The sequence below is a fragment of the Streptomyces halobius genome, from assembly GCF_023277745.1.
Taxonomy (GTDB): Bacteria; Actinomycetota; Actinomycetes; order Streptomycetales; family Streptomycetaceae; genus Streptomyces; species Streptomyces halobius.
Map to the genome: position 1 here is coordinate 5,812,216 of NZ_CP086322.1, position 21,080 is coordinate 5,833,295.

General features: G+C 70.4%; 17 protein-coding genes and 2 pseudogenes. 12 read left to right on the plus strand and 7 right to left on the minus strand.

Annotated elements, in window-relative coordinates; translation table 11 throughout:
- Positions 1 to 97 precede the first annotated feature (97 nt).
- From K9S39_RS26535 to K9S39_RS26550, 4 genes are all read left to right on the plus strand, one after another.
- The gene (locus K9S39_RS26535) at positions 98 to 1,648 is read left to right on the plus strand and encodes a flavin-containing monooxygenase (RefSeq protein ID WP_248865815.1); all 1,551 of its coding nucleotides are present in this window, start codon (positions 98 to 100) and stop codon (positions 1,646 to 1,648) included.
- Positions 1,645 to 2,760 carry an alpha/beta fold hydrolase gene (locus K9S39_RS26540; RefSeq protein ID WP_248865816.1) on the plus strand — a complete coding sequence of 372 codons (1,116 nt, stop codon included), beginning with the start codon at positions 1,645 to 1,647 and terminating at the stop codon, positions 2,758 to 2,760. Before K9S39_RS26535 ends, K9S39_RS26540 begins: the two co-directional genes overlap by 4 nt.
- Before the next feature lie 73 nt (positions 2,761 to 2,833).
- A complete protein-coding gene (locus K9S39_RS26545; RefSeq protein WP_248865817.1) occupies positions 2,834 to 3,715 on the plus strand; it encodes an SDR family oxidoreductase in 882 nt (293 codons plus the stop codon).
- A gap of 211 nt (positions 3,716 to 3,926) precedes the next feature.
- A complete protein-coding gene (locus tag K9S39_RS26550; RefSeq protein WP_248865818.1) occupies positions 3,927 to 4,127 on the plus strand; it encodes a hypothetical protein in 201 nt (66 codons plus the stop codon).
- 117 nt (positions 4,128 to 4,244) lie between these two features.
- Here the strand turns inward: K9S39_RS26550 and K9S39_RS26555 are convergent, their stop codons facing one another.
- Positions 4,245 to 7,727: a S41 family peptidase gene (locus tag K9S39_RS26555; RefSeq protein ID WP_248868975.1), complete on the minus strand. Its 3,483-nt coding sequence runs from the start codon at positions 7,725 to 7,727 to the stop codon at positions 4,245 to 4,247.
- Between the two features lie 206 nt (positions 7,728 to 7,933).
- Here K9S39_RS26555 and K9S39_RS26560 point away from each other — a divergent pair.
- Positions 7,934 to 8,056 (plus strand): annotated as a pseudogene (locus K9S39_RS26560) (IS481 family transposase); the annotation flags it as partial.
- A 15-nt stretch (positions 8,057 to 8,071) separates the two neighbouring features.
- Here K9S39_RS26560 and K9S39_RS26565 read toward each other — a convergent pair.
- Together K9S39_RS26565 and K9S39_RS26570 are read right to left on the minus strand one after the other, a co-directional pair.
- Entirely contained in the window at positions 8,072 to 8,554 is a 483-nt protein-coding gene (locus tag K9S39_RS26565; RefSeq protein ID WP_283113553.1) for a lipoprotein, read from the minus strand.
- A gap of 15 nt (positions 8,555 to 8,569) precedes the next feature.
- Positions 8,570 to 8,764, minus strand: coding sequence for a hypothetical protein (locus tag K9S39_RS26570; RefSeq protein WP_248865820.1), 195 nt, complete (start codon positions 8,762 to 8,764; stop codon positions 8,570 to 8,572).
- A 565-nt stretch (positions 8,765 to 9,329) separates the two neighbouring features.
- Here K9S39_RS26570 and K9S39_RS26575 point away from each other — a divergent pair.
- Complete coding sequence (locus tag K9S39_RS26575) at positions 9,330 to 9,896, plus strand: hypothetical protein (protein ID WP_248865821.1); 567 nt, start codon at positions 9,330 to 9,332, stop codon at positions 9,894 to 9,896.
- 103 nt (positions 9,897 to 9,999) lie between these two features.
- Here K9S39_RS26575 and K9S39_RS43105 read toward each other — a convergent pair.
- Positions 10,000 to 10,095, minus strand: a pseudogene (locus K9S39_RS43105) (DUF6879 family protein); the annotation flags it as partial.
- A gap of 631 nt (positions 10,096 to 10,726) precedes the next feature.
- Here K9S39_RS43105 and K9S39_RS26585 point away from each other — a divergent pair.
- The 5 genes from K9S39_RS26585 (at position 10,727) to K9S39_RS26605 (ending at position 15,235) form a co-directional block, all read left to right on the plus strand.
- Positions 10,727 to 10,915, plus strand: a complete 189-nt coding sequence (locus K9S39_RS26585; protein ID WP_248865822.1) for a DUF397 domain-containing protein — start codon at positions 10,727 to 10,729, stop codon at positions 10,913 to 10,915.
- A gap of 150 nt (positions 10,916 to 11,065) precedes the next feature.
- Positions 11,066 to 12,256, plus strand: a complete 1,191-nt coding sequence (locus tag K9S39_RS26590) for an energy-coupling factor ABC transporter permease (RefSeq protein ID WP_248865823.1) — start codon at positions 11,066 to 11,068, stop codon at positions 12,254 to 12,256.
- A 1-nt stretch (position 12,257) separates the two neighbouring features.
- Positions 12,258 to 13,019, plus strand: a complete 762-nt coding sequence (gene cbiQ / locus K9S39_RS26595) for a cobalt ECF transporter T component CbiQ (protein ID WP_248865824.1) — start codon at positions 12,258 to 12,260, stop codon at positions 13,017 to 13,019.
- A 14-nt stretch (positions 13,020 to 13,033) separates the two neighbouring features.
- The gene (locus K9S39_RS26600; RefSeq protein ID WP_248865825.1) at positions 13,034 to 13,807 is read left to right on the plus strand and encodes an energy-coupling factor ABC transporter ATP-binding protein; all 774 of its coding nucleotides are present in this window, start codon (positions 13,034 to 13,036) and stop codon (positions 13,805 to 13,807) included.
- A 219-nt stretch (positions 13,808 to 14,026) separates the two neighbouring features.
- Positions 14,027 to 15,235, plus strand: coding sequence for a serine hydrolase domain-containing protein (locus K9S39_RS26605; RefSeq protein WP_248865826.1), 1,209 nt, complete (start codon positions 14,027 to 14,029; stop codon positions 15,233 to 15,235).
- Between the two features lie 227 nt (positions 15,236 to 15,462).
- On the opposite strand, the gene K9S39_RS26610 is transcribed toward K9S39_RS26605, so the two are convergent.
- The 3 genes from K9S39_RS26610 to K9S39_RS26620 all read right to left on the minus strand — a co-directional run bounded on the left by K9S39_RS26610 (position 15,463) and on the right by K9S39_RS26620 (position 20,038).
- Positions 15,463 to 16,314, minus strand: a complete 852-nt coding sequence (locus K9S39_RS26610; protein WP_248865827.1) for an EamA family transporter — start codon at positions 16,312 to 16,314, stop codon at positions 15,463 to 15,465.
- A 175-nt stretch (positions 16,315 to 16,489) separates the two neighbouring features.
- A complete protein-coding gene (locus tag K9S39_RS26615) occupies positions 16,490 to 18,130 on the minus strand; it encodes a penicillin-binding transpeptidase domain-containing protein (RefSeq protein ID WP_248865828.1) in 1,641 nt (546 codons plus the stop codon).
- Between the two features lie 171 nt (positions 18,131 to 18,301).
- The gene (locus K9S39_RS26620; protein WP_248865829.1) at positions 18,302 to 20,038 is read right to left on the minus strand and encodes a dolichyl-phosphate-mannose--protein mannosyltransferase; all 1,737 of its coding nucleotides are present in this window, start codon (positions 20,036 to 20,038) and stop codon (positions 18,302 to 18,304) included.
- Positions 20,039 to 20,127: 89 nt separating this feature from the next.
- On the opposite strand from K9S39_RS26620, the gene rsmI reads away from it, so the two are divergent.
- Positions 20,128 to 21,009 (plus strand): 16S rRNA (cytidine(1402)-2'-O)-methyltransferase, encoded by an 882-nt coding sequence (gene rsmI / locus K9S39_RS26625; protein ID WP_248868976.1) that lies wholly within the window; start codon positions 20,128 to 20,130, stop codon positions 21,007 to 21,009.
- Positions 21,010 to 21,080 lie beyond the last annotated feature (71 nt).

Genomic DNA, 21,080 nt, shown 5'->3' on the forward strand with positions numbered 1-21,080 from the left:
GCTGGCGTGGTTGAAGTGGCGATCGATGGTGACGAGTGACGTCCGATGGCGTTCGATGGCGTCCGGGAAACGGCGTCCGATTCGGGAGGCGGGTGGCATGGCCGAACGCGAGCAGAGGCATGTGCGGGTGGCGGTGATCGGATCGGGGTTCGGTGGCCTGGGGGCGGCGGTACGGCTGCGCCGCCAGGGGATCACCGACTTCGTGGTCCTGGAGCGGGCCGACTCGGTGGGCGGCACCTGGCGGGACAACAGCTATCCGGGCTGCGCGTGCGATGTGCCCTCGCATCTGTACTCGTTCTCCTTCGCGCCCAACCCGGAGTGGCCGCGGAACTTCTCCGGGCAGCCGCACATCCGGGCGTATCTGGAGCGGGTGACGGACACGTTCGGGCTGCGTCCGCACATCCGCTTCAACTCCGAGGTGCGGAGCCTGCGGTGGAACGGCGATGAGCTGCACTGGGAGGTCGAGACGGCGGGTGGGGCGCTGACCGCGGATGTGGTGGTCTCGGCCACTGGGCCACTGTCCGATCCGAAGATCCCGGACATTCCCGGGCTTGATGAATTCCCGGGCAGGGTCTTTCACTCGTCCCGTTGGGATCATGATTACTCGCTGCGCGGGAAGCGCGTGGCGGTGATCGGGACCGGCGCCTCGGCGATCCAGATCGTGCCGGCCATCCAGCCCGAGGTCGACCGGCTCACCCTCTTCCAGCGCACCCCCGCCTGGGTCCTGCCGCGCGCCGACCGGAAGATCACCGCCGCCGAGCGCTGGCTGCACACCGCGTTCCCGGCCACTCGCGCCGCCCGCCGCGGGCTGCTGTGGGGGATCAGGGAACTGCAGGTCAGCGCGTTCACCAAGCGTCCCAACGAGCTGGGACTGATCGAGGCTCTGGCCAAGAACCATATGAAGCGGGCGGTCAAGGATCCGGCCCTGCGCGCCACGCTCACCCCCGATTACCGGATCGGCTGCAAGCGCATCCTGCTCTCCAACAGCTATTACCCGGCGCTTGCGCAGCCCAATGTGGACGTGGTCGCGGAGGGGCTGACGGAGGTGCGGGGGAATGTGCTGGTGGGATCCGACGGAAGCGAGGTCGAGGCCGATGCGGTGGTCTTCGGCACCGGATTCCATGTGACGGACATGCCGATAGCGCATCGCGTCACCGGCGCCAACGGGACGACGCTGGCCGAGGAGTGGAAGGACGGGATGGAGTCGCTGCGTGGTGCGAGCGCGGCCGGGTTCCCCAACTTCCTGACCATCATCGGTCCCAACACCGGCCTGGGGAACAGCTCGATGATCCTGATGATCGAGGCCCAGCTGAACTACATGGCGGATTTCCTGCGCCAGTTGGACACCCTCGGCGGGAAGATCGCGCTGAGTGCCCGGCCGGAGGCGGTGCGGGAATGGACCCGCAAGATCCAGAAGCGGATGGAGCGCACGGTGTGGAACACCGGAGGCTGTGACAGCTGGTATCTGGACGCCAACGGGCGTAACACCACGGTCTGGCCGGGGACGACCTCGGAGTTCAAGAAGGTGACGCGGCAGGTAGATCTGGCGGAGTACGAGGTGTTGCGGGTGCCGGGGGCGGGGGCGCGGCCCGGCGCCGGTGCGTCCGCCGGTATACCCGCCGGCACGTCCGCAGGGGTGGTCGCATGAGCCGGTCGCCGCATGTCACCAGCGGGCCGTACGCGCCGCCCGCCCCGCGTGGGACGCGCACCGTCACCTCCGCCGACGGTGCCCGGCTGTACGCCGAGATCCACGGGCCCGAGGGCGCCCCGGCCGTCGTCCTGGCCCACGGCTGGACCTGTTCCACCGCGTTCTGGGCCCCGGTCGTCCGCGAGCTGGCCACCGACCACAAGGTCATCGTCTACGACCAGCGCGGACACGGGCGCAGCCCGGCCGCCACCCGCGCGGGCCACAGCACCCAGGCCCTCGCCGACGACCTGGTCGCCGTGCTGCAGACGATGCTGGAGCCGGGCGAGCGGGCCGTCGTGGGCGGTCACTCCATGGGCGGCATGGCGATCATGGCCGCCGCCGACCGGCCGCAGCTGCGCACGCGGGCCGCCGCCGCGCTTCTGTGCAGCACCGGCGGCGCCGATCTCGCGGCGGAATCACGGGTGTTCCCGCTGCGCACGCCGAGCGGCCGCCGCCGGGCGCATCGTCTGCTGCTGCGCTCGCGTGCCCCGCTCGGCCCGGTGTCGCCGGTCGCCAAGTGGGCCCTGAAGTACGCCACGATGGGGGCCGGCGCCACCGCCGAGCAGATCGAGGCATGCGCACGGATCGTGCACGCCTGCCCGTCCGGCGTACGGTCCCGCTGGGGCAAGGTGCTGTACGGGATCGAACTGACCGGCGGCGTGGCTCGGTTGGAGATACCGACCGCAGTCCTCGCGGGCACCGCCGACCGGCTCACGCCGATCGCGCACGCCCGCCGGCTGGCCTCCGTACTCCCCGACTGCCGTGGTCTGACCGAGCTGCCGGGCCTGGGGCATATGACACCCATCGAGGATCCGGTCGCGGTCTCCGGCCTCCTCCGTGACCTGGTCAGGGATCACCTGGTGGGCAGTCAACTTCCCTCGGGACGGGCGGCCACCGAAGGCCGGAAGGCGGCCACGGAGGCGATGGCCGCCGGAGACGGGCAGGTCATCCCGGAGGCCGAGGTCGCCGATGACCAGCAGGCCGCCACTGGGGAAACGGCCACCGAAGATCCGCAGGCCGCTGCCGCCCCGGCTCCCAGGACCACCCGGCAGAAGAAGGAGAGGACGGCGTGAGCGAGCGTAGCGAGCGAGCCATGGAAAGGTGCGTGCCTTGCGAATGCGGGGCCGAGCGAAGCGAGGTTTCAGCATGAGCAAGCGCAGCGGCCTGGAGGGCCAGGTCATCGTCGTCACCGGCGCGGCACGCGGGGTCGGTGCGCTGCTCGCCCGCAAGCTGTCGGCGCGTGGCGCGACGCTGGCGCTGGTCGGACTGGAGCCGGACGAGCTGCGTGGCGTCGCGGCCTCGCTGCACGGCCCGGCGCACCACTGGCACGCCGACGTCACCGACCACGAGGCGATGGCCGAGGTCGCCGTCGAGGTGAAGGACCGCTTCGGGAAGGTCGACGCCGTCGTCGCCAACGCCGGTGTGGCCACCGGCGGTCCGTTCGCCGACTCCGACCCGGTCGCCTGGAGGCGGGTCATAGAGGTCAATCTGATAGGCGGCGCGGTCACCGGCCGGGCCTTTCTGCCCGTACTGGCGGAGTCCCGGGGTTACTTCCTGCAGATCGCCTCGCTCGCCGCGATCACCCCGGCCCCGATGATGACCGCGTACTGTGCCTCCAAGTCGGGCGTCGAGGCGTTCGCGCACAGCCTGCGCGCCGAGGTCGGCCACAAGGGCGTACGGGTCGGTGTCGGCTATCTGAGCTGGACCGACACCGATATGGTGCGCGGCGCAGACCAGGACGACGTCATGCGCGAGCTGCGTGCGCGGCTGCCCTGGCCGTCCAACAAGACCTATCCGCTGGGGCCCGCCGTCGACCGCATCGTGGCGGGTATCGAGCGCCGCTCCGCGCATGTCTACGGGCAGTGGTGGCTGCGCGGGATGCAATCGATCCGTGGCTATCTGCCGTCGGCCATCGGGATGGTGGGCCAGCGTGAGATGCGGCGGTTCGGGGAGCGGCTCGACGGGATGCGGGTCGGCCTGGTCGGCGCGGGCGGCGAGGCGGACGAGAAGGCGCGGCTGAATCGGTAGGGGGCGAATCGGTGGGCCGACCGGTGGGGAATCGGTAGGGCACCGGTGAGGGAGAGGGGCGGGACGGCCGCCCCGGGAGAAGCCGTCGAGCCCACTCGGCCGCGACACATATGCCGCAAATGTATATGCCACATATATTAAAGTGCGGCATTTGTTCCTTTATGTCAGGCTGGTCGGGCCCGATCCCCAACCCCCCACAGGAGTGATCCGCATGGGTACCTCCGACCAGCCCAAGGGCAAGGCCGAGCAGCTCTCGGACGAGGCCAAGAAGCGGATGCGCGAGATCAAAGAGCGCGGCAAGCAGCAGGAGCGGCAGCGTGGCCGGCAGGCCCCCGAGCGTGGCCGGCCGATCCGTGACGAGGGCGAAGAGGGCCTGGAGGACTACCAGGACTACCGGGATCCTTACCAGTGACCCGAGCCGGCCTGAGGGGTGCACCCGACGATCCGGGTGCACCCCTCAGCGCGCGTCGCCCCCAGTAGCCCCCTACCCATCCCCTGATCCCCGGTCTACTTGTCCCTGCGCGGTCAATCACCCACTTCTCGGCGGCAGTTGAGGCCGCCGACGATCCGGTACGTCCGACAGGTCCGGCGGGGTCGCGGCCGGATGCCGTTCCAGCAGCTCCAGCGCCGTACGGACCGCTACACCGAGCTGTGGATAGCGTCCCTCCGCCCAGTGCAGCGGCGAGCGCAGCGCCTCGATGTCGACCTCGACCCCGTGGTTCTCCACATCCCAGCCGTACCCCTCGAACCAGGCCGCGTTCATCGGGACGGTGATCACGGTGCCGTCGCCGAGCCGGTGTCGGCCGGTCATCCCGACCACCCCGCCCCAGGTGCGCATGCCCACCACCGGGCCGATGCCCAGCAGTTTGAACGCCGCGGTGATCATGTCGCCGTCGGACGAGGTCATCTCGTCGGCCACCGCGACGACCGGGCCGCGCGGTGCGTTGCTGGTGTACGACACCGGCTGGGCGCCGCGGGTCAGATCCCAGCCCATGATGGTGCGGGTCAGCTTCTCGATCACCAGCTCGGAGATATTGCCGCCCGCGTTGCCCCGTACGTCCACGATCAGCGAGGGCAGCGAGAACTCCCGCCGCAGATCCCGGTTGAACTGGGCCCAGCCGGAACCGCCCATGTCGGGGATGTGCAGATAGCCGCACTTGCCGTCGCTCAACTCCCGTACCACAGCCCGCCGTTTGGCCACCCAGTCCTGGTAGCGCAGCGGCCGCTCGTCGATCAGCGGGACGATCGCGACCCGGCGGGGATGGCCGGCCGCATCAACGGGGCCCGAAGGGCCTTTCCCTGAAGGATGGCGGGGGGTGACGGGTGGGAGGCAGAAGGTCAGCTCCACGGTGGTGCCGCCGGCCGCGGCCAGCAGCGGATACGGGCCGGACACCGGGTCGACCGGGCGGCCGTCGACATGGGTGAGCGCGGCGCCCTCGCGGATGCCCGTACCGGCGAGCGGGGAGCGTGCCTTGGAGTCCGAGGAGTCGCCGGGCAGAATTCGTTTGACGACCCAACTGTCACCCCGTCGGACGAAGTTGGTGCCGAGCAGGCCCATCGCCCGCTGGTAGTGCGGCGGCCCCTCGTTGCGGCGGGCGCCGGCGACATAGGCGTGTGAGGTGCCCAGTTCGCCGAGCACCTCGCGGAGCAGATCGGCGAACTCGTCGGGGGATGCCACCCGTTCGAGCAGCGGCCGGTACTGCGCCAGCACCTCCTCCCAGTCGATGCCGCACAGCTGCGGCTCCCAGAAGTACGCCCGGACGATCCGGCCCGCCTCGTCGTACGCCTGGCGCCACTCCGCCTCGGGATCGACGTCGTGCAGGATGCGGCGCAGATCGAGGAAGACCGCGGTATCGGGGTCCGGCGGCTCGGTCGCCGGTACCGCGCGCAGATCGCCCTCGTCGATGACGACCAGCCGGGTGCCGTCCCCGCTGAGCGCGAACCCGTCGAGGGAACTGGTCAGTTCGGTGCGCCGAGCCTTGGTCAGGTCGAAGTGTTCGAGGGTGGGCCGCCCCGACACGTCGGCGGGATTGGCGAACGTCTCGCCCAGCGCACCGGAGATCGGCCAGCGCAGCCAGACCAGTCCGCCACCGCTGACCGGATAGAGGGAGGAGTACTTGGACGCGGCGACCGGGAACGGGGTGACCCGGTTGGCCAGCCCCTCCACCTCCACCAGGACCGGCCCCTCGCCCACCGGCGGACGCTCCGCCGGGTCCAGACCGCCCGCCGCCGGCCGCCCTTCCGGCGACAGCGCGAAGGGGGACGGAGTGGCGGAGGACAGCGGCACCAGGTAAGGACGGCAGCCCAGCGGAAAGGACAGATCCCCGGTGTGCACGTCGTAGACCGGGTCGAAGCCACGCCATGACAGGAAGGCCAGGTAGCGACCGTCCCGTGTGAAGACCGGCTGCTCGTCCTCGAAGCGGCCGTTGGTGACGTCGATGAGGGTGTGGTTGTCGAGCCGGGCCATCTTGATCTTCCGCAGCGACCGGCCGATACCGGGGTGCGACCAGGTCAGCCAGCCCGAGTCGGGGGAGAACGACAGATCACGGACCGGCCCGTTGTCGGAGCGGATCAGCTGCCGGACCTCACCGGGCTGCCTGATGCCACCGGATTGCGTGACGTCACCGGGTTGTGTGACGTCATCGGGGGAGGGCACCGGATCGGCATCGGGCGCGGGTCCCGCGCCACCGGCCACCCCCGCCACCCGAGCCTCCCGCTCACCTTCCCCCACCCCGGCTCCCGTCTCCTCCTCCCGCTCCTCAGGCCGGGCCACATTCACCAGCAGCAGCCGGCCGTCATGGGACGCCACCGCCAGCCGTTCGCCGTCGGGGGAGGAGACCATCTCGTGGACCCGGCCGAGCTTCCCGTGCGCCAGCCGGCGCGGTGTGCCGGCATCGCTGGCCCGGGGCAGATTGATGATCTCGATGGCGTCGTCGCCCTCGGCGTCCGTGACATACGCGATCCGGCCGGTGGAGCCCAGCATCGCGGGCAGCCGTACCCGGACACCCGGGGAGTCGTGGATCGCGCGGGCCGGGCCGTCGCGGTGGGTGAGCCAGTACAGGCTGCCGCGCACGCCGACTGCGCTGGCCCGCCCGGTGGCGTCCACGGCGAGCGAGGTGATGTGCGACGCCGCCGGGACCTGGTAGGGGCGGCGTCCGGCCCGTGGACCGCCGAGCCGCACCGCCAGCTTGCGCGGGACGGCGTCCGGGCCGAGGTCGTCGATCAGCCAGATGTCGCCCGCGCACTGGTAGACGATGCGGGAGCCGTCGGTCGAGGCGTGCCGGACGTAGAACTCGTCGTGATCGCTGTGCCGACGCAGATCGGTGCTGTCATGCAGGCACGAATAGACATTCGCGATGCCTTCGTGGTCCGAGAGAAACGCGATCCGGTCGCCCACGAACATCACCGAGTCGAGGTGCCCCTGCAGATGCGGCAGCAGACGGGTGCCGTGCAGCCACATCCGGCCCATCGCCCCGCCCCGGTAGCGCTTCCAGGAGGCTGGCTCGTGCGGTGGCTTGCCGGTGAGCAGGAGCGTCTTGTGCTCCCCGTCGATATCGGCCACCGCGATATCGGAGACCGGCCCCCAGGGCAGTTGCGCACCCGGACTCCCATCGGTCGCCAGCTTGTACGCCCAGGAGTAGTACGAGAAGGGCTGGCCGTGCGAGGAAACCGCCAGAATGTGGCCGTCCGGCGTCCACCCGCAGACCCGCGCGTCCGTGCTCCCCCAGTACGTCAGGCGCCGGGCGGGCCCGCCGTCGACCGAGGCCAGATGCACCTCCGGGTCGAGGCTGCGCCATGTGGTGAAGGCGATCTGCCGGCCGTCGGGGGAGAAGCGGGGGTGGCTGACGCGGGTACGGTCGACGGTCAGCCGCCAGGCCCGGCCGGGCTCCGCTCCGGCCGGGGCGATCGGGGCCATCCAGAGGTCGTCCTCGACGGCGAAGCAGAGCGAGTCGCCGTGCAGATGCGGAAACCGCAGATAGGAGCCGGGCGGCGGGCTCGGCTCGGCCGGCATCCTGCGGAGCCGCCCGCGAGACGTGGCGGCATGCGTCTCCGAGTGCGGGCCGACGGCCTCGCGTGCGTCGCTCACGGCTCCATGGTTTCGGGAGGGGGAGGGGGCGGCAACTCGGCTGGGTCCATACGAGCCGGGGCGGGGGACGGGGTGGAGCCTGGGGGACCCGCCACTTCGCGGCCGGCGGCGTGCCCGTACTTCCTGTTCCCCAGAGGGCCCAGGCATTCTTCGCAGCCCACGGCCTCACCGTCGAGCGGGTCCTGACCGACGACGGCCCCTGCTACAAGTCCAGCCTGTTCACCCAGACCCTCACCGCGGCGGACATCGCCCACTGCGGGTCAATACACCTAGTCGGTGGGAGTCATGGTCTTCTTCGCCCGTTCGTACGCCGGGAGCATCTCCTTGTGCTCATCGGTGTCGAGCCCGCCGAGGTGCACGATGACCGCGTCCTTCGGCGTGGTAACGGCGAGTGCCCGTTCCTGCTTCGGCTCGTCCAGAAGAGGGCTCTTCGTGGTGTAGACGACCTCCGCGGCGGGCAGGTCACCGGCCTTGGTGTTGTTGAATTTCCGCTCGGTGACGTTTTTCTCCTCGGACATGAACGTCTTGAGAACCTGGCGCGGTGAGTCGTCGGTCCGGTCCGTGATCCACACGCGCATAAAGCCGATCATGCCGGCCGGTTTCGCATCGATCTCACAAGCGCCTCTGGCCGACTTACGACCCAGGAAGCTTCCGAAAAGCTCTGCGTCCTCGGCCGAAATCCCCGTGGGCTTCCACCCCTTCTCCACATCGAACGAGACCGGGAGTTCACAGGCCGTTCCGGTGCTTCCGATCCGGGTGACCTTCTTCTACCAGTCGCCCTTACTGGCCGGTGCCTGCCCCTTCCCCGTCTCCTTCTTCTCTTGTTTCGTTTCCTTCGACGTGCTGGCCGAAGCCGCGGTCTCCTTGGTGGAGTCGCTGTCCTCGTCGGCAGCGGATGAGCAGCCGGTGAGTATGCCGATGGCGAGCGCGGCAGCCGCCGCGCCCCACGTGCGTTTGTGCATGGAGTTGTTTTCCTCGCTGATCGAACCAACCGCGCACGAAGTTAACTCCAGAGGTGTCGTGTGTACAAACCGTTCAGTCTGAAGTTTCCGGCATGGTGGTGGCGAGGCAGGTCCCGGCCTTACCCGTGGTGCGGACGGCGCATGAGGTGGAGTCGGACGCGTCGGATTCCGGCCTTCGCCGTCCGGCCTCTCCGCGACCTCGCTCATCGGCTCGGCTGGTCCGACCGGCGCCGCCGCCACCAGGCAACGGTCACAGGCCGGCCAGTACCGGCGGCAAGCCGCAACCCGGACATGAACATCACGATCTGCAGCTGGAGTACCAGTTCGGGGCAACGCCTACCACCCTTTCCCCTTTTCCTGCTGGGTAATGGGAAAGAGTGGGCAGGTTGACGCGATTTCCTCCCTCCCGAGTTCAGGAGTTCGGCTTCCCTCTTCAGGGTGAAGCTGCCGCAGGGCCGAAAACTACCTGGTGATGGACGGCCGACGACCGGAAGCTGGTCTCCGCACCAAAGATCGGTGAGCCCCCGTTCGTGGGAAAGGAATCCATTTCGTGGGAAGGAAGTTCATGAAGAACGCGTCCCGCTCCCGTCGCCCGGTCCGCAAGACATTCCTTGCGGCCGCCACCAGCGCCGCTCTGATGGCCGTCTCCGCCCCGACCGCGACCGCGCAGCCCGCAGCAGTGGAGCACGTCGCGCATACCGCCGGCACGAAGGCGACGGACCCCGTCGTCACCGGGGTTCCCTACCACCTCATCAACCAGGAGAACAGGGGAGTCACTTTCGAGCCCTACCTCAACTGGGACTACGCGCTCCTGACCAACTCTCCGGGGAGCCGGGGCACCGCCGTCGTTTTCGAGAAGAAGGACGACGGCTACGTCATCAAGTCGACGAGCTCCCACTGGAGCGGATACAACACCTGGTGCGCTGCCGGCAACGGCATCAAGCTGGACCAGGAAGGCAACTGCGCGTCCCGCTGGGAGTTTGTGCCCAGCTACACCGGCTACCTGCTCCGGCTCGCGGGAACGCAGAATTACGTGAGCCAGCCCGTGGGCGGTAAGGGCTGGCTGGTGGCATACGCTTCCGCGCTCCCCCATTTCAGGGAATTCACCGCCTTCAAGCCCGTACAGGCCTAGCAATACGGCCCGATGCCGTGCCGCCGGAACAAAGGCGGTACGGCGCCCCGTGGCCACTGACCGCGATCATCATGATCAGCGTCTTCGCCACCCTCACCGGATCAACGAGACCGGAGTCGAAGAGCCAGAAGTCGTTGCCTGGCAGGGCAATGCCGGTGGCCTTGCGCCGTGAGAGCCACCGCACCCGCTCCCCGGCCCGGGTCCCTGCCGAGCTTACGCAAGGCCATGATGTCCACCTCCGTTGAAGCCGACGATCTCCGTGCAAGGCAACGATCTCCGTGCCGAGGTTGCCGCCAACTTGCGTGGGATACGAGGAACTTGCCGGAACTTGCCGGGATGAGTAGCGGCGGCTCATGCCGCGGCTGCCAGGTCGCACCAGACGTACTTGCCGATGTCTCCCGTGTTCATCAGCGGGTACCAGCCCCAGTCGTCGGCGCAGATGCTGACGAGGTCGCGCCCGCGGCCGTACTCGGTGTGGTCGGTGAGGCGCAGCGCGGGCGCCGGTGGGGTGGGATCGGTGTCGGCCCGTGTCGGTGTGAGCGCGGAACGCGTCCGGTTTCTGGCCAGCTACTACAGGGCTGGGGATGCCCCGCTTGTCGATGCGCTGGCCCATATGGCGACTGAGCGGGTGCGCGGATGGTGGGAGGAATGCCGCGGTCTGCTCCCACGTGGGTTCATCAAGCGGCGCTGCGGATCAGAAAGGCCGATCGCGGGATCGCCCGACGGCAGCTGCTGTACATCCTGGAGTGAGGCGCAGAAGGCCGCGCTCGGAGTCGTAGAGTCGAGGGACTTCCTCTACGGCCTGACTCAACAGATCTGAAAGGCCCGACATGTCAGAGGTCCTTGCGTGGCAGAAGTCCTCGTTCTCCGAAGGTGAGGAGGGGCCCGACTGCGTGGAGCTCGCCACCCTCGACCGCACCCTCCTCCTCCGCGAGAGCGAAATCCCCGCGCGAGCACTTTCTGCCACCCCCACCGGGCTCGCGGCGCTCATACGTCACATACGGGGCGAGGCGGAGTAAGCGCCTATCCCGGGACAAGCGTGCATCCCGGCCCTCCGGGCCGCCGCCGGCCTCCCGTCCCGCATCACCGGCGCTCTTGCAACTTATTCGCAGTAGGCCGCAACATTGGTGGGTTGCATGGCCTGAAGCCGACCCCGGAGAGCCCCTGAGATGCACGTACCCGATGGATTCATCAACGCGCCGGTCTCGGTCGCTACTGGCGCGGTCGCTGCGGCCGCCGTCGCGGTCAGCCTGCGGGGCGCCCGGCGGGAACTGGTGGGTGCGTCCCAGGGCGGCGGCTACGGCGCGGAGCGGACCGCGCCGCTGGCCGGGCTGGTCGCCGCGTTCATCTTCGCCGTGCAGATGCTGAACTTTCCGGTCGCGGCGGGGACGAGCGGGCATCTGCTGGGCGGGGCGCTCGCGGCGATCCTGGTCGGCCCGTATACGGGTGTGCTCTGTGTGTCCGTGGTGCTGCTGATGCAGGGGGTGCTGTTCGCCGATGGCGGGCTGACGGCGCTCGGCGTCAACATCACGGATATGGCGATCGTGACGACGGTCGTCGCCTATGCGATCTTCCGTGGCCTGGTGAAGGTGCTGCCGCGCCGACGCCCGTCGGTCACCGTCGCCGCCTTCGCCGCGGCCCTGGTGTCGGTGCCCGCCGCGGCCGCCGCCTTCACCGGCCTCTACGCGCTGGGCGGGACGGCGGATGTGTCGATCGGCAAGGTCTTCACCGCGATGGTGGGGGTGCATGTGCTGATCGGGATCGGCGAGGCGGTCATCACCGCCCTGACGGTCGGTGCCGTGATCGCCGTACGGCCTGATCTCGTCTACGGGGCTCGCGGGCTGACCAAGCCGCTGGAGCTGCGTACGGTGCAGGTCGCGGCGCCCGGCGCGGGAGAAGTCACGACAGCGGCGCGGGAGAAGGCGGCGGGTACCGCCGGAACCGGGACCGAGGCCGGAACCGGGATCGAACCTGCCGCCCCCGCCCCCCGCCGCTCCACCCGCCGCGTCTGGCTGGCCGGTGTGGCGGCCGCCCTGGTCTGTGCCGGTGGCGTCAGCTACTACGCCTCCGCCAGCCCCGACGGTCTGGAGAAGGTCGCCCATGATCAGGGGATCGACGCGAAGGCCGAGGAGCACGCCGCGAAGGACTCGCCGCTCGCCGACTACGGGGTGAAGGACATCGCCGACCCCTGGCTGTCGGGCGGGCTGGCCGGTGTGATCGGGGTCGGGGCGACGCTGGCCGTCGGGACGGGTGTGTTCGTGGTGCTCAGGCGTCGGAAGAGCGCCGACACCGCCGAGCCCGTGACCGGCACCGCCGAGCCCACGACAGGCACCGCCGGGCCCACGACCGGAAGCGGCTGAGATGGGGGCGGGACACGCGCACAAGCTCTTCCGGCATGGGCAGTCCCCAGTGCACGCCCTGCCGCCCCACTGCAAGATCGCGGCCGTCTTCTGCTTCGTCCTGATCGTTGTCGCCACGCCCCGGGAGGCGCTCTGGGCCTTCGGGCTCTACGCGCTGCTGCTCGCGGCCGTGGCCGGGGCCGCCCGGGTGCCGGCCGGATTCCTGCTCAAGCGGCTGCTGATCGAGGTGCCGTTCGTGGCGTTTGCGGTACTGATGCCGTTTGTCGCCGAAGGGCCGCGTGTCCATGTTGCCGGGCTGAGCCTGAGCGCTTCCGGCCTCTGGGGCGCCTGGAACATCCTCGCCAAGGGGACGCTGGGCGTCGCCGCGTCCGTGCTGCTCGCCGCCACCACGGAGCTGCGGGAGCTGCTGCTCGGGCTGCAGCGGCTGCGGATGCCCCCGCTGCTCGTCCAGATCGCGTCCTTCATGATCCGCTACGGCGATGTGATCACCGACGAGATGCGGCGGATGCGCATCGCCCGGCTCTCCCGCGGCTTCGAAGCGCGCGGCGTACGCCACTGGGGCGTGCTCGCCAAGTCCGCCGGTGCCCTGTTCATCCGCTCCTACGAACGCGGCGAGCGGGTCCATCTCGCCATGGTCAGCCGCGGTTACACCGGCACCATGCCGGTCATCGCCGACACCACCGCCACCCGCGCGCAGTGGACCCGCGCGGCCGCCCTGCCCGCCGGCGCCCTCGCCGTCTGCCTCCTGGGATGGACCCTTTGAGTACGACCACGCCGATGACCACGCCCGAGACCACACCCACCGCCCCCTCCCTCGACGTCTCCGGGCTCGCCTACGCCTACCCCGACGGGCATCAGGCGCTCTTCGGCGTCAACCTCACCGTCGGCCGCGGCGAACGGGTCGCGCTGCTCGGGCCCAACGGCGCCGGCAAGACCACCCTCGTGCTGCATCTCAACGGGATTCTGGAGGCGGGGGCCGGCACCGTCAGCGTCGCCGGGCTGCCGGTCGGGAGGAAGAACCTGGCCGAAATTCGCCGCCGGGTCGGGATCGTCTTCCAGGACCCGGACGACCAGCTGTTCATGCCCACTGTGCGGGAGGACGTCGCGTTCGGACCGGCCGCCGCCGGGCTGCGCGGCGCGGAGCTGGAGGCGCGGGTCACCGAGGCGCTGGAGCGGGTCGGCATGGCCGGGTTCGCCGACCGGCCGCCGCACCATCTCTCCTTCGGGCAGCGGCGACGGGTCGCTGTCGCGACCGTGCTCGCCATGCGCCCGGAGATCCTCGTTCTCGACGAGCCGTCCTCCAACCTCGACCCGGCCTCGCGCCGTGAACTCGCCGACATCCTACGGTCGTTGGACGTCACCGTCCTGATGGTCACGCACGACCTGCCGTACGCGCTGGAGCTCTGCCCGCGCTCCGTCGTGCTCTCCGGGGGCGTCATCGTCGCCGACGGCACCACCCAGGAGCTGCTCTGCGACGAGGAACTGATGCGCACCCACCGGCTTGAGCTGCCCTTCGGGTTCGATCCGCGTTCGGTGACGCTTCCGGCGTGATGTCCGTGGCGTGATGTCCGTGGTGGGGATCGCCGGCACGCCTGGGTAACCTCCGCCAAGCGTCCGTAACCTCCGTCCCCTGTTCCGTCGCCTGTTGTGCCTCCTGCTGCTGCCGTATGTGCGACGCGTACGGCCTCTGTGACGAATGCCACCCCCTGAGGCCCTGGTTACCAGCACTGATCCGGACGTTGCACCATTGATGGGTCACCCAAGCGACGGATGAGTGGGAAGCGGGAAACAGTGGTGGACGTCCAGGGCACGGTCGAGGACGGCTTCGAGCCGGTCCGGGACGCCTTTGTGGCGAACTTCGTTCGCCGTGGTGAGCGGGGAGCGGCGGTCGCCGTGTACCGGCACGGCCGGAAGGTCGTCGACCTGTGGGGCGGCGCCAAGGACGGTGACGGCGACGCCACGGCCGCCCCTTGGGAGGCCGGCACCGCGCAGATAGTCCGCTCCACGACCAAGGGCATCGCCGCCATCGTGCCGCTGCTGCTGCACCAGCGCGGGCTGCTCGATCTGGACGCGCCCGTCGGCACGTACTGGCCCGAGTTCAAGGCCGCCGGCAAGGAACGGGTCCTGGTCCGCCATCTCCTGACGCATCGGGCCGGGCTGCCCGTGCTGGACACCCCGCTGACCCCTGCCCAGGCGATCGACGGGGTCAGCGGCCCCGCCGCGCTCGCCGCCCAGGCCCCGGCCTGGACGCCCGGCACCGATCACGGCTATCACGCGCAGACGTACAGCTGGCTGATCGGTGAGCTGGTGCTGCGGGTCACCGGGCGCAGCATCGGCAGGTGGATCGCGGACGAGATATCCGGGCCGCTGGGGCTGGATCTGTGGATCGGGGTTCCGGAGGCGGTGCAGTCGCGGGTGGGGCGGCTCGCGGAGATCGGGACGCCGGCCGCGCCGGGCTCGGCCGGGCTCCGGGTACGGCCCAAGCGGGCGGTGGCCGAGGCGTACGGCGACCCCACGTCTCTCACGCGGCGCGCGTTCGGGGCGATAACGCCGGCCCCCGACGAGAACGCCCCGGCCTATCGCGCGGCCGAGCTGCCCGCCTCCGCCGGCGTCGCCACGGCGCGGGCGCTGGCGCGGTGTTACGCGGCGCTGATGGGGCCCGTCGACGGGCGCGCCCGCCTCTTCGCCCCGGCGACGCTGACGCTCGCGCGTACGGAGGAGTCGGCGGGGCCCGACCGGACACTCGTCGTCAACACGCGCTTCGGGCTCGGGTTCATGCTGCATGGCGGGGCTTCGCCGCTGCTGGCGCCGGGGTCGTTCGGGCACCCGGGGCGCGGGGGCGCGCTCGCCTTCGCCGATCCGGAGAGCGGGTTCGCCTTCGGGTACGTCACGAATGGGATGCGTCGGGGGGTGACGGCGGATCCGCGTGCGCAGGCGCTGGTTGCGGTGCTGGCCGCCGCTTCCCACGTTGCGGGCTGACCCGCCGTAGCGCGTCTGTTGTGCTGTGCCCGCCGTCGGCGGGAGCGGGGTCGGCTGAGGGGCGGCCGCGTCGCGTGTGTGGTGGGTTGCGGTGCCGGGCCTCCGGACTTCGTCCTGCGGCCCGGCCCCTCCCTCCGGTGACGCGGCCGACCCTCGGGGGAGAAAGGGAAGCAGTGGGTCACCCGGGGCAGGATCAGGGCCCGTCCGGTGGGCAGGGGCGGATGGCTCTAGCCTCCGTGCAGCATCAGGCCGATTCCCACCACCATCAAGCCTGCCGCGGCGATCCTCGGTCCTCCGAAGCGTTCCTTGAAGAACAGGGCGCCTATCGCCGCGCCGACGATGATGGACGATTCGCGGAGGGCGGCGATGGGGGCCAGGGGGGCCTGCGTCTGGGCCCAGAGGACGAGGCCGTAGGCGAAGACGGAGAGCAGGCCGCCGGTGAGGCCGCGGACGGCGAACGAGCGTAGTTCGGCGATCAGTCGGCCGCGGCGGGTGGTCAGCGCGTAGGCCGGAATGGCCAGACCCACCAGGGTCATCAGCCAGGCGGTATAGCCGAGGGAGCTGCCGGAGGCGCGTACGCCGAGGCCGTCGACGGTGGTGTACGCGGCGATGGACAGGCCGGTGGCCAGGGCGGCGACGAGGGCCGGCCAGTGGGGGACGGCGCCCGAGCCCCGGATGCCCCAGAGGGCGATGCCGACCAGGCCGGCCGAGGCCAGGGCGACGCCGGCCAAAGCCCAGCCGTCGGGGATCTCGTGCACGAAGACGGCGGCGAGAACGGTGACGACCAGCGGCGCGGTGCCGCGTGCGATCGGATACATCTGGCCGAATTCGCCCAGCCGGAACGACCGCATCAGCAGGGACTGGTAGACGACGTGGAGGACGGCGGAGGCGATGAGGAAGGGCCAGGCGGCGGGGGCCGGGAGGGGCGTGAAGAAGGCCATCGTGGCGCCGCAGACGGCGCCGCCGGTGCCGACGAGGGTGAAGGCGAGGAGCTGGTCGCGTATGCCGTGGGCTATCGCGTTCCAACTGGCGTGCGTGATCGCGGCGGTGAGGACCGCCGCGACGACGAGCGGGGTCACGCGGTGTGCCCGTGGGAGAAGAGGCCGTGGTGGGTGGGGACTTGGGTGCGGGGGGCGGCGTGCGGAGGGGCGCTCATGGCCCGCACGCTAACGAAAGCTGTACGGGCCATGCGAACGAAATCCGGTCGGGCGTCCCGGCCGGACGCCGAAACAGTCAGCCTGCGCTGAGGTTGGATCAGCCTGCGTTGAGGATGGTACGGACCACCGGGCCCGCGTTGGTGCCGCCGTGGCCGCTCGCCGGGACGACGGCCGCCGCGGCGAGGTCACCGCGGTAGGCGGTGAACCAGGCGTTGGGCTTCTTCTGGCCGTCGACCTCGGCGGAGCCGGTCTTGGCGCCGATGTCGCCGCTGAGGCCGGACATCGCCTGGGCGGCCGTACCGGAGGTAGCGGTCAGCTTCATCAGCGACTTCAGGGCGGACGCGGTGCCGGGCTTCATATTGCGGGCGGCCTTGGCCAGCGTCCGGTTGTCCAGCGACGGCGAGACGATGTAGGGCTGGTGGAAGGAACCGGCCTGGACCGTCGCGGCGAGCGTGGCGACATTGAGCGGGTTCATCCGTACGCCGCCCTGGCCGATCAGCGAGGCCGCCATCTGCGCGTCGCTCTGGACGGGCACCGCGCCGTCGAAGGTGGGGATGCCGGTCTGCCAGTTCAGGCCGATGCCGAAGACGTCCCGGGCCTGCTTGGTCAGGTCGTCGTCCTTGAGCTTCTTGGCCTGTGAGATGAAGGCGTTGTTGCAGGACGCGGCGAAGCTCTGCGCGAAGGTGCCGTTCTTGATCTCGGTCTTGTTGAGATTCTGGAACTTCCAGCCGCCCACCGTCACATACTTCTCGCAGGGGTGCGGCTTGTTGGGCGCCGTCATACCCTTGTCGATCAGCATGGCCGCGGTCACGATCTTCATCGTGGAGCCGGGGGCCAGCGACCCCCGGGTGGCCAGGTCGAAGCCCTTCGCCGGGGAGTTGGCCAGCGCCAGGATCTCGCCGGTGCTGGGCTTGATCGCCGCGACGCCGGCCGACTTCTTGCCCTTGACGGCCTTCTCGGCCGCCGACTGCAGCTTGGCGTCCAGGGTGGTCTTGAGCGTGCCGGGAGTGCCCTTGGAGAGCACCTTCAGGGTCTTGTCGGGCTTGGCGCTCTTGGCGCGGTGGATGGACAGCTCCACGCCGGGCTTGCCGCCGGCCTTGTCGCCGTACTTGTCCCGCAGGCTGGCCAGCACTCCGGCCAGCGTCGGATGCTCCTCGGGCGTCAGCTCGGCGCCGTTGCGGTCCACGGCCTTGATGGGCGGCGCGTCGGCCTCGCCGGTGCGCAGTTCGTCGCCCTTGGCGAGATCGGGGTGCAGCAGCGTCGGCTTCCAGGTGATCTTGGGTTCGCCGGTGGTGGCGTCGCGCTGGACGGTCGCCGAGGTGCCGTACGAGAACGGTGCCTTGGTGCCCTTGTGGTCGATCTCGGCGGCGACGGTGTAGGGCACCTTCTCGCCGGCCGGCTTGCCCGGCGTCAGGGTGACCTTCGAGAACCGGGCCCGCTTGCCGAAGTTCTCCAGCGCGCTCTGCGCGGCCTCGGGGCTGTCCGTCAGACCGGCGGCCTCGGCGGTGTCGCCGGACTGCCAGGCCGTCAGAAACTCCTGTGCCGTCGTCCGTACTTCCGTGGCGGTCAGCGGGCCGCTCGCCACCTTCGGGGCGTTGTCGCCCGATGCGGCCTCCGCGGCCACAGCCTCCTGCGGCGACGAATCCGCCGAGCCGCCGAACAGCGTGAAGCCGCCCACGACTCCTGCCACCAGGGCCACCGATCCGCCGATCAGCCCGTACTTCACCTCTCGGCGCATGCCACCGTTCCCCTCCCAGAGCCTCGTCCTTGAATACGCACACAAGAACGTCCGTCGCACTCTAAGGGACACGGGGTAGCCGTGTGAGTCTCGATCGGGGCACGGTCCGGTGACACGCTGTCGCCCGAGCGTTGCACGGTCTTCACCGGGTCCCGGACGACGTCGGGCCGCTCACACCCAGGTGTCGAACCACATCCGGTTGTGCCATGCCGACTTCGGGATCGGTGTGCCCGTATAGAGCGGATAGAAGTAGATGAAATTCCAGATGATGAGGAGGACGAGGACGCCGGCGCCCACCGCGCCGACGGTGTGGCGGCGTTCGGACGCGCCCGGAGGGCCGATGATCGCGCCGAGCATCATGGCCAGCGCCAGGCACAGGAACGGGACGAACACCACCGCGTAGAAGAGGAAGATGGTCCGTTCCTGGTAGAGGAACCAGGGCAGATAACCGGCCGCGATACCGCAGGCGATGGCCCCGGCCCGCCAGTCCCGCTTGAACAGCCAGCGGTAGAGGACGTAGAGCAGGGCGAAGCAGCCCGCCCACCACAGCAGCGGGGTGCCCAGCGCCAGGACCTCGCGGGCGCAGCCCTCGGCCGCCGTGCAGCCGTCCTGACCGGCCTTGGGGTCCTCGTAGAAGTACGAGACGGGGCGGCCCAGGACCAGCCAGCTCCACGGATTGGACTGGTAGGTGTGCGGTGTGGTCAGTCCGGTGTGGAAGGAGTAGACCTCGGTCTGGTAGTGCCACAGGCTGCGCAGCCAGTCCGGCAGCCAGGTCCAGGAGCCGGTGCTGCCCTCGGGGGTGGTCGCCCAGTCGCGGTAGTAGCCGCCCTTGGTGGCGAGCCAGCCGGACCAGGACGCCAGGTAGGCGACGAGGGCGACGACGACGGTGGACCCGAACGCGGGCAGCACATCGCGGCGCAGGGTCGAGCGGAACGGGCGGTGGGCGCCGGCCGTACGCCGCGCCGCCACGTCCCACACCACCGCCATCAGGGCGAACGCCGCGAGGTAGTACAGGCCGTTCCACTTGGTGGCGGCGGACAGACCCAGGCACAGCCCGGCCGCGATCCGCCACGGCCGCCAGCCCAGCAACAGTCGGTCCCCCACCTCCGCGTCCGGGCGCGCCACACCGTCCGGACCGATCGGCAGGGCCGCCGCCAGCCGGGCCCTGGTGCGGTCCCGGTCCACCAGGAGACAGCCGAACGCGGCCACCACCCAGAACATGACGATCAGGTCGAGCAGGGCGGTGCGGCTCATCACGAAGTGCAGCCCGTCGACCGCCAGCAGGGCGCCGGCCAGACACCCCAGGGCGGTGGAGCGCAGCAGCCGCCGGCCGATGCGGCAGACCAGGAACACCGACAGGGTGCCCAGCAGCGCCACTGTGAACCGCCAGCCGAAGGGGTTCATCCCGAACACCCACTCACCGGCCGCGATCAGCCACTTGCCCATCGGCGGATGCACGACATACGACGGCTCGGACGTCAGCAGGATCTTCGGCGGGTGGGAGAACAGCGCGTCGTTGGCGTTCTTGGCCCAGGTGCCCTCGTAGCCGTACTGCAGCAGCGACCAGGCGTCCTTGGGGTAGTACGTCTCGTCGAATATCACCTTGCGCGGGCTGCCCAGGTTCCAGAACCGCAGCGCCCCCGCGCACAGCGCCACCAGCAGCGGCCCCAGCCAGGCCGACCAGCGCACCGCCCGTGCCGCCGTGGCCGGGCCCGCGCCGAAGACCGCCCACATCCGGGTCCCCGGCTGCGGGAAGGGGGGCACCAGCCGCGCCCGGACATCGGCCTGCGGACGGCCGACGTACCCGAAGCGGCGTAGCCGCCGCTGCCACATCGGGGGCCGGGGAGCCGGCGCCGGGGCGCGGCGGGCGGCGTCGGCCGCGGTGGTGTCACTCGTCACCCGGCCCATCGTAGGGAAGCCCCTTGTGGAACAGGCGCGCCGCGGTACCGGGCGGTCCGACGCGTCGGGCGGTCGCCGCTCCCTGGGAGGATGGGATGGTGACTGGAACGCTGGTACTTGCAGGGACGCCCATCGGCGACATCGCGGACGCCCCGCCGCGGCTCGCCACCGAGCTGGCCGCCGCCGATGTGGTCGCCGCCGAGGACACCCGGCGGCTGCGCCGGCTGACCCAGGCGCTGGACGTCGCCCCTGGCGGGCGGATCGTGTCGTACTTCGAGGGCAACGAGGCGGCCCGGACGCCCGAGCTGGCCGACGCGCTGGCCGGCGGCGCGCGGGTGCTGCTGGTCACCGACGCCGGGATGCCCTCGGTCTCCGACCCCGGCTACCGCCTGGTCGCGGCCGCCGTCGAACGCGGCGTCAAGGTCACCGCCGTACCGGGCCCCAGCGCGGTGCTCACCGCGCTCGCCCTGTCCGGCCTGCCGGTGGACCGTTTCTGCTTCGAGGGCTTCCCGCCCCGCAAGACCGGCGAACGGCTCGCCCGGCTGCGCGAGGTCGCCGACGAGCGGCGCACCCTCGTCTACTTCGAGGCGCCGCACCGGCTGGACGCCACCCTCGCCGCGATGGCCGAGGTCTTCGGCGCGGACCGGCGGGCCGCCGTATGCCGCGAGCTGACCAAGACGTACGAGGAGGTCAAGCGCGGGCCGCTCGGCGAGCTCGCGTCCTGGGCGGAGGAGGGTGTACGCGGCGAGATCACCATCGTCGTCGAGGGCGCTCCGGAGGCCGGGCCGCAGGAGCTGGGGCCCGAGGAACTGGTGCGCCGGGTGCGGGTGCGTGAGGAGGCGGGGGAGCGGCGTAAAGAAGCCATCGCCGCGGTCGCCGCTGACGCCGGGCTACCCAAACGCGAGGTTTTTGATGCCGTGGTCGCGGCAAAGAATGCGGAAAAACAAGCGGGGACGCACGTTACGAAAAGCCACTCGTAGAGAGCAACCTAACAGCCGCACCTTCTCGGCCGGCTAACTGAAAGGTCAATGGCTGACCTAGAAGGTAAAGC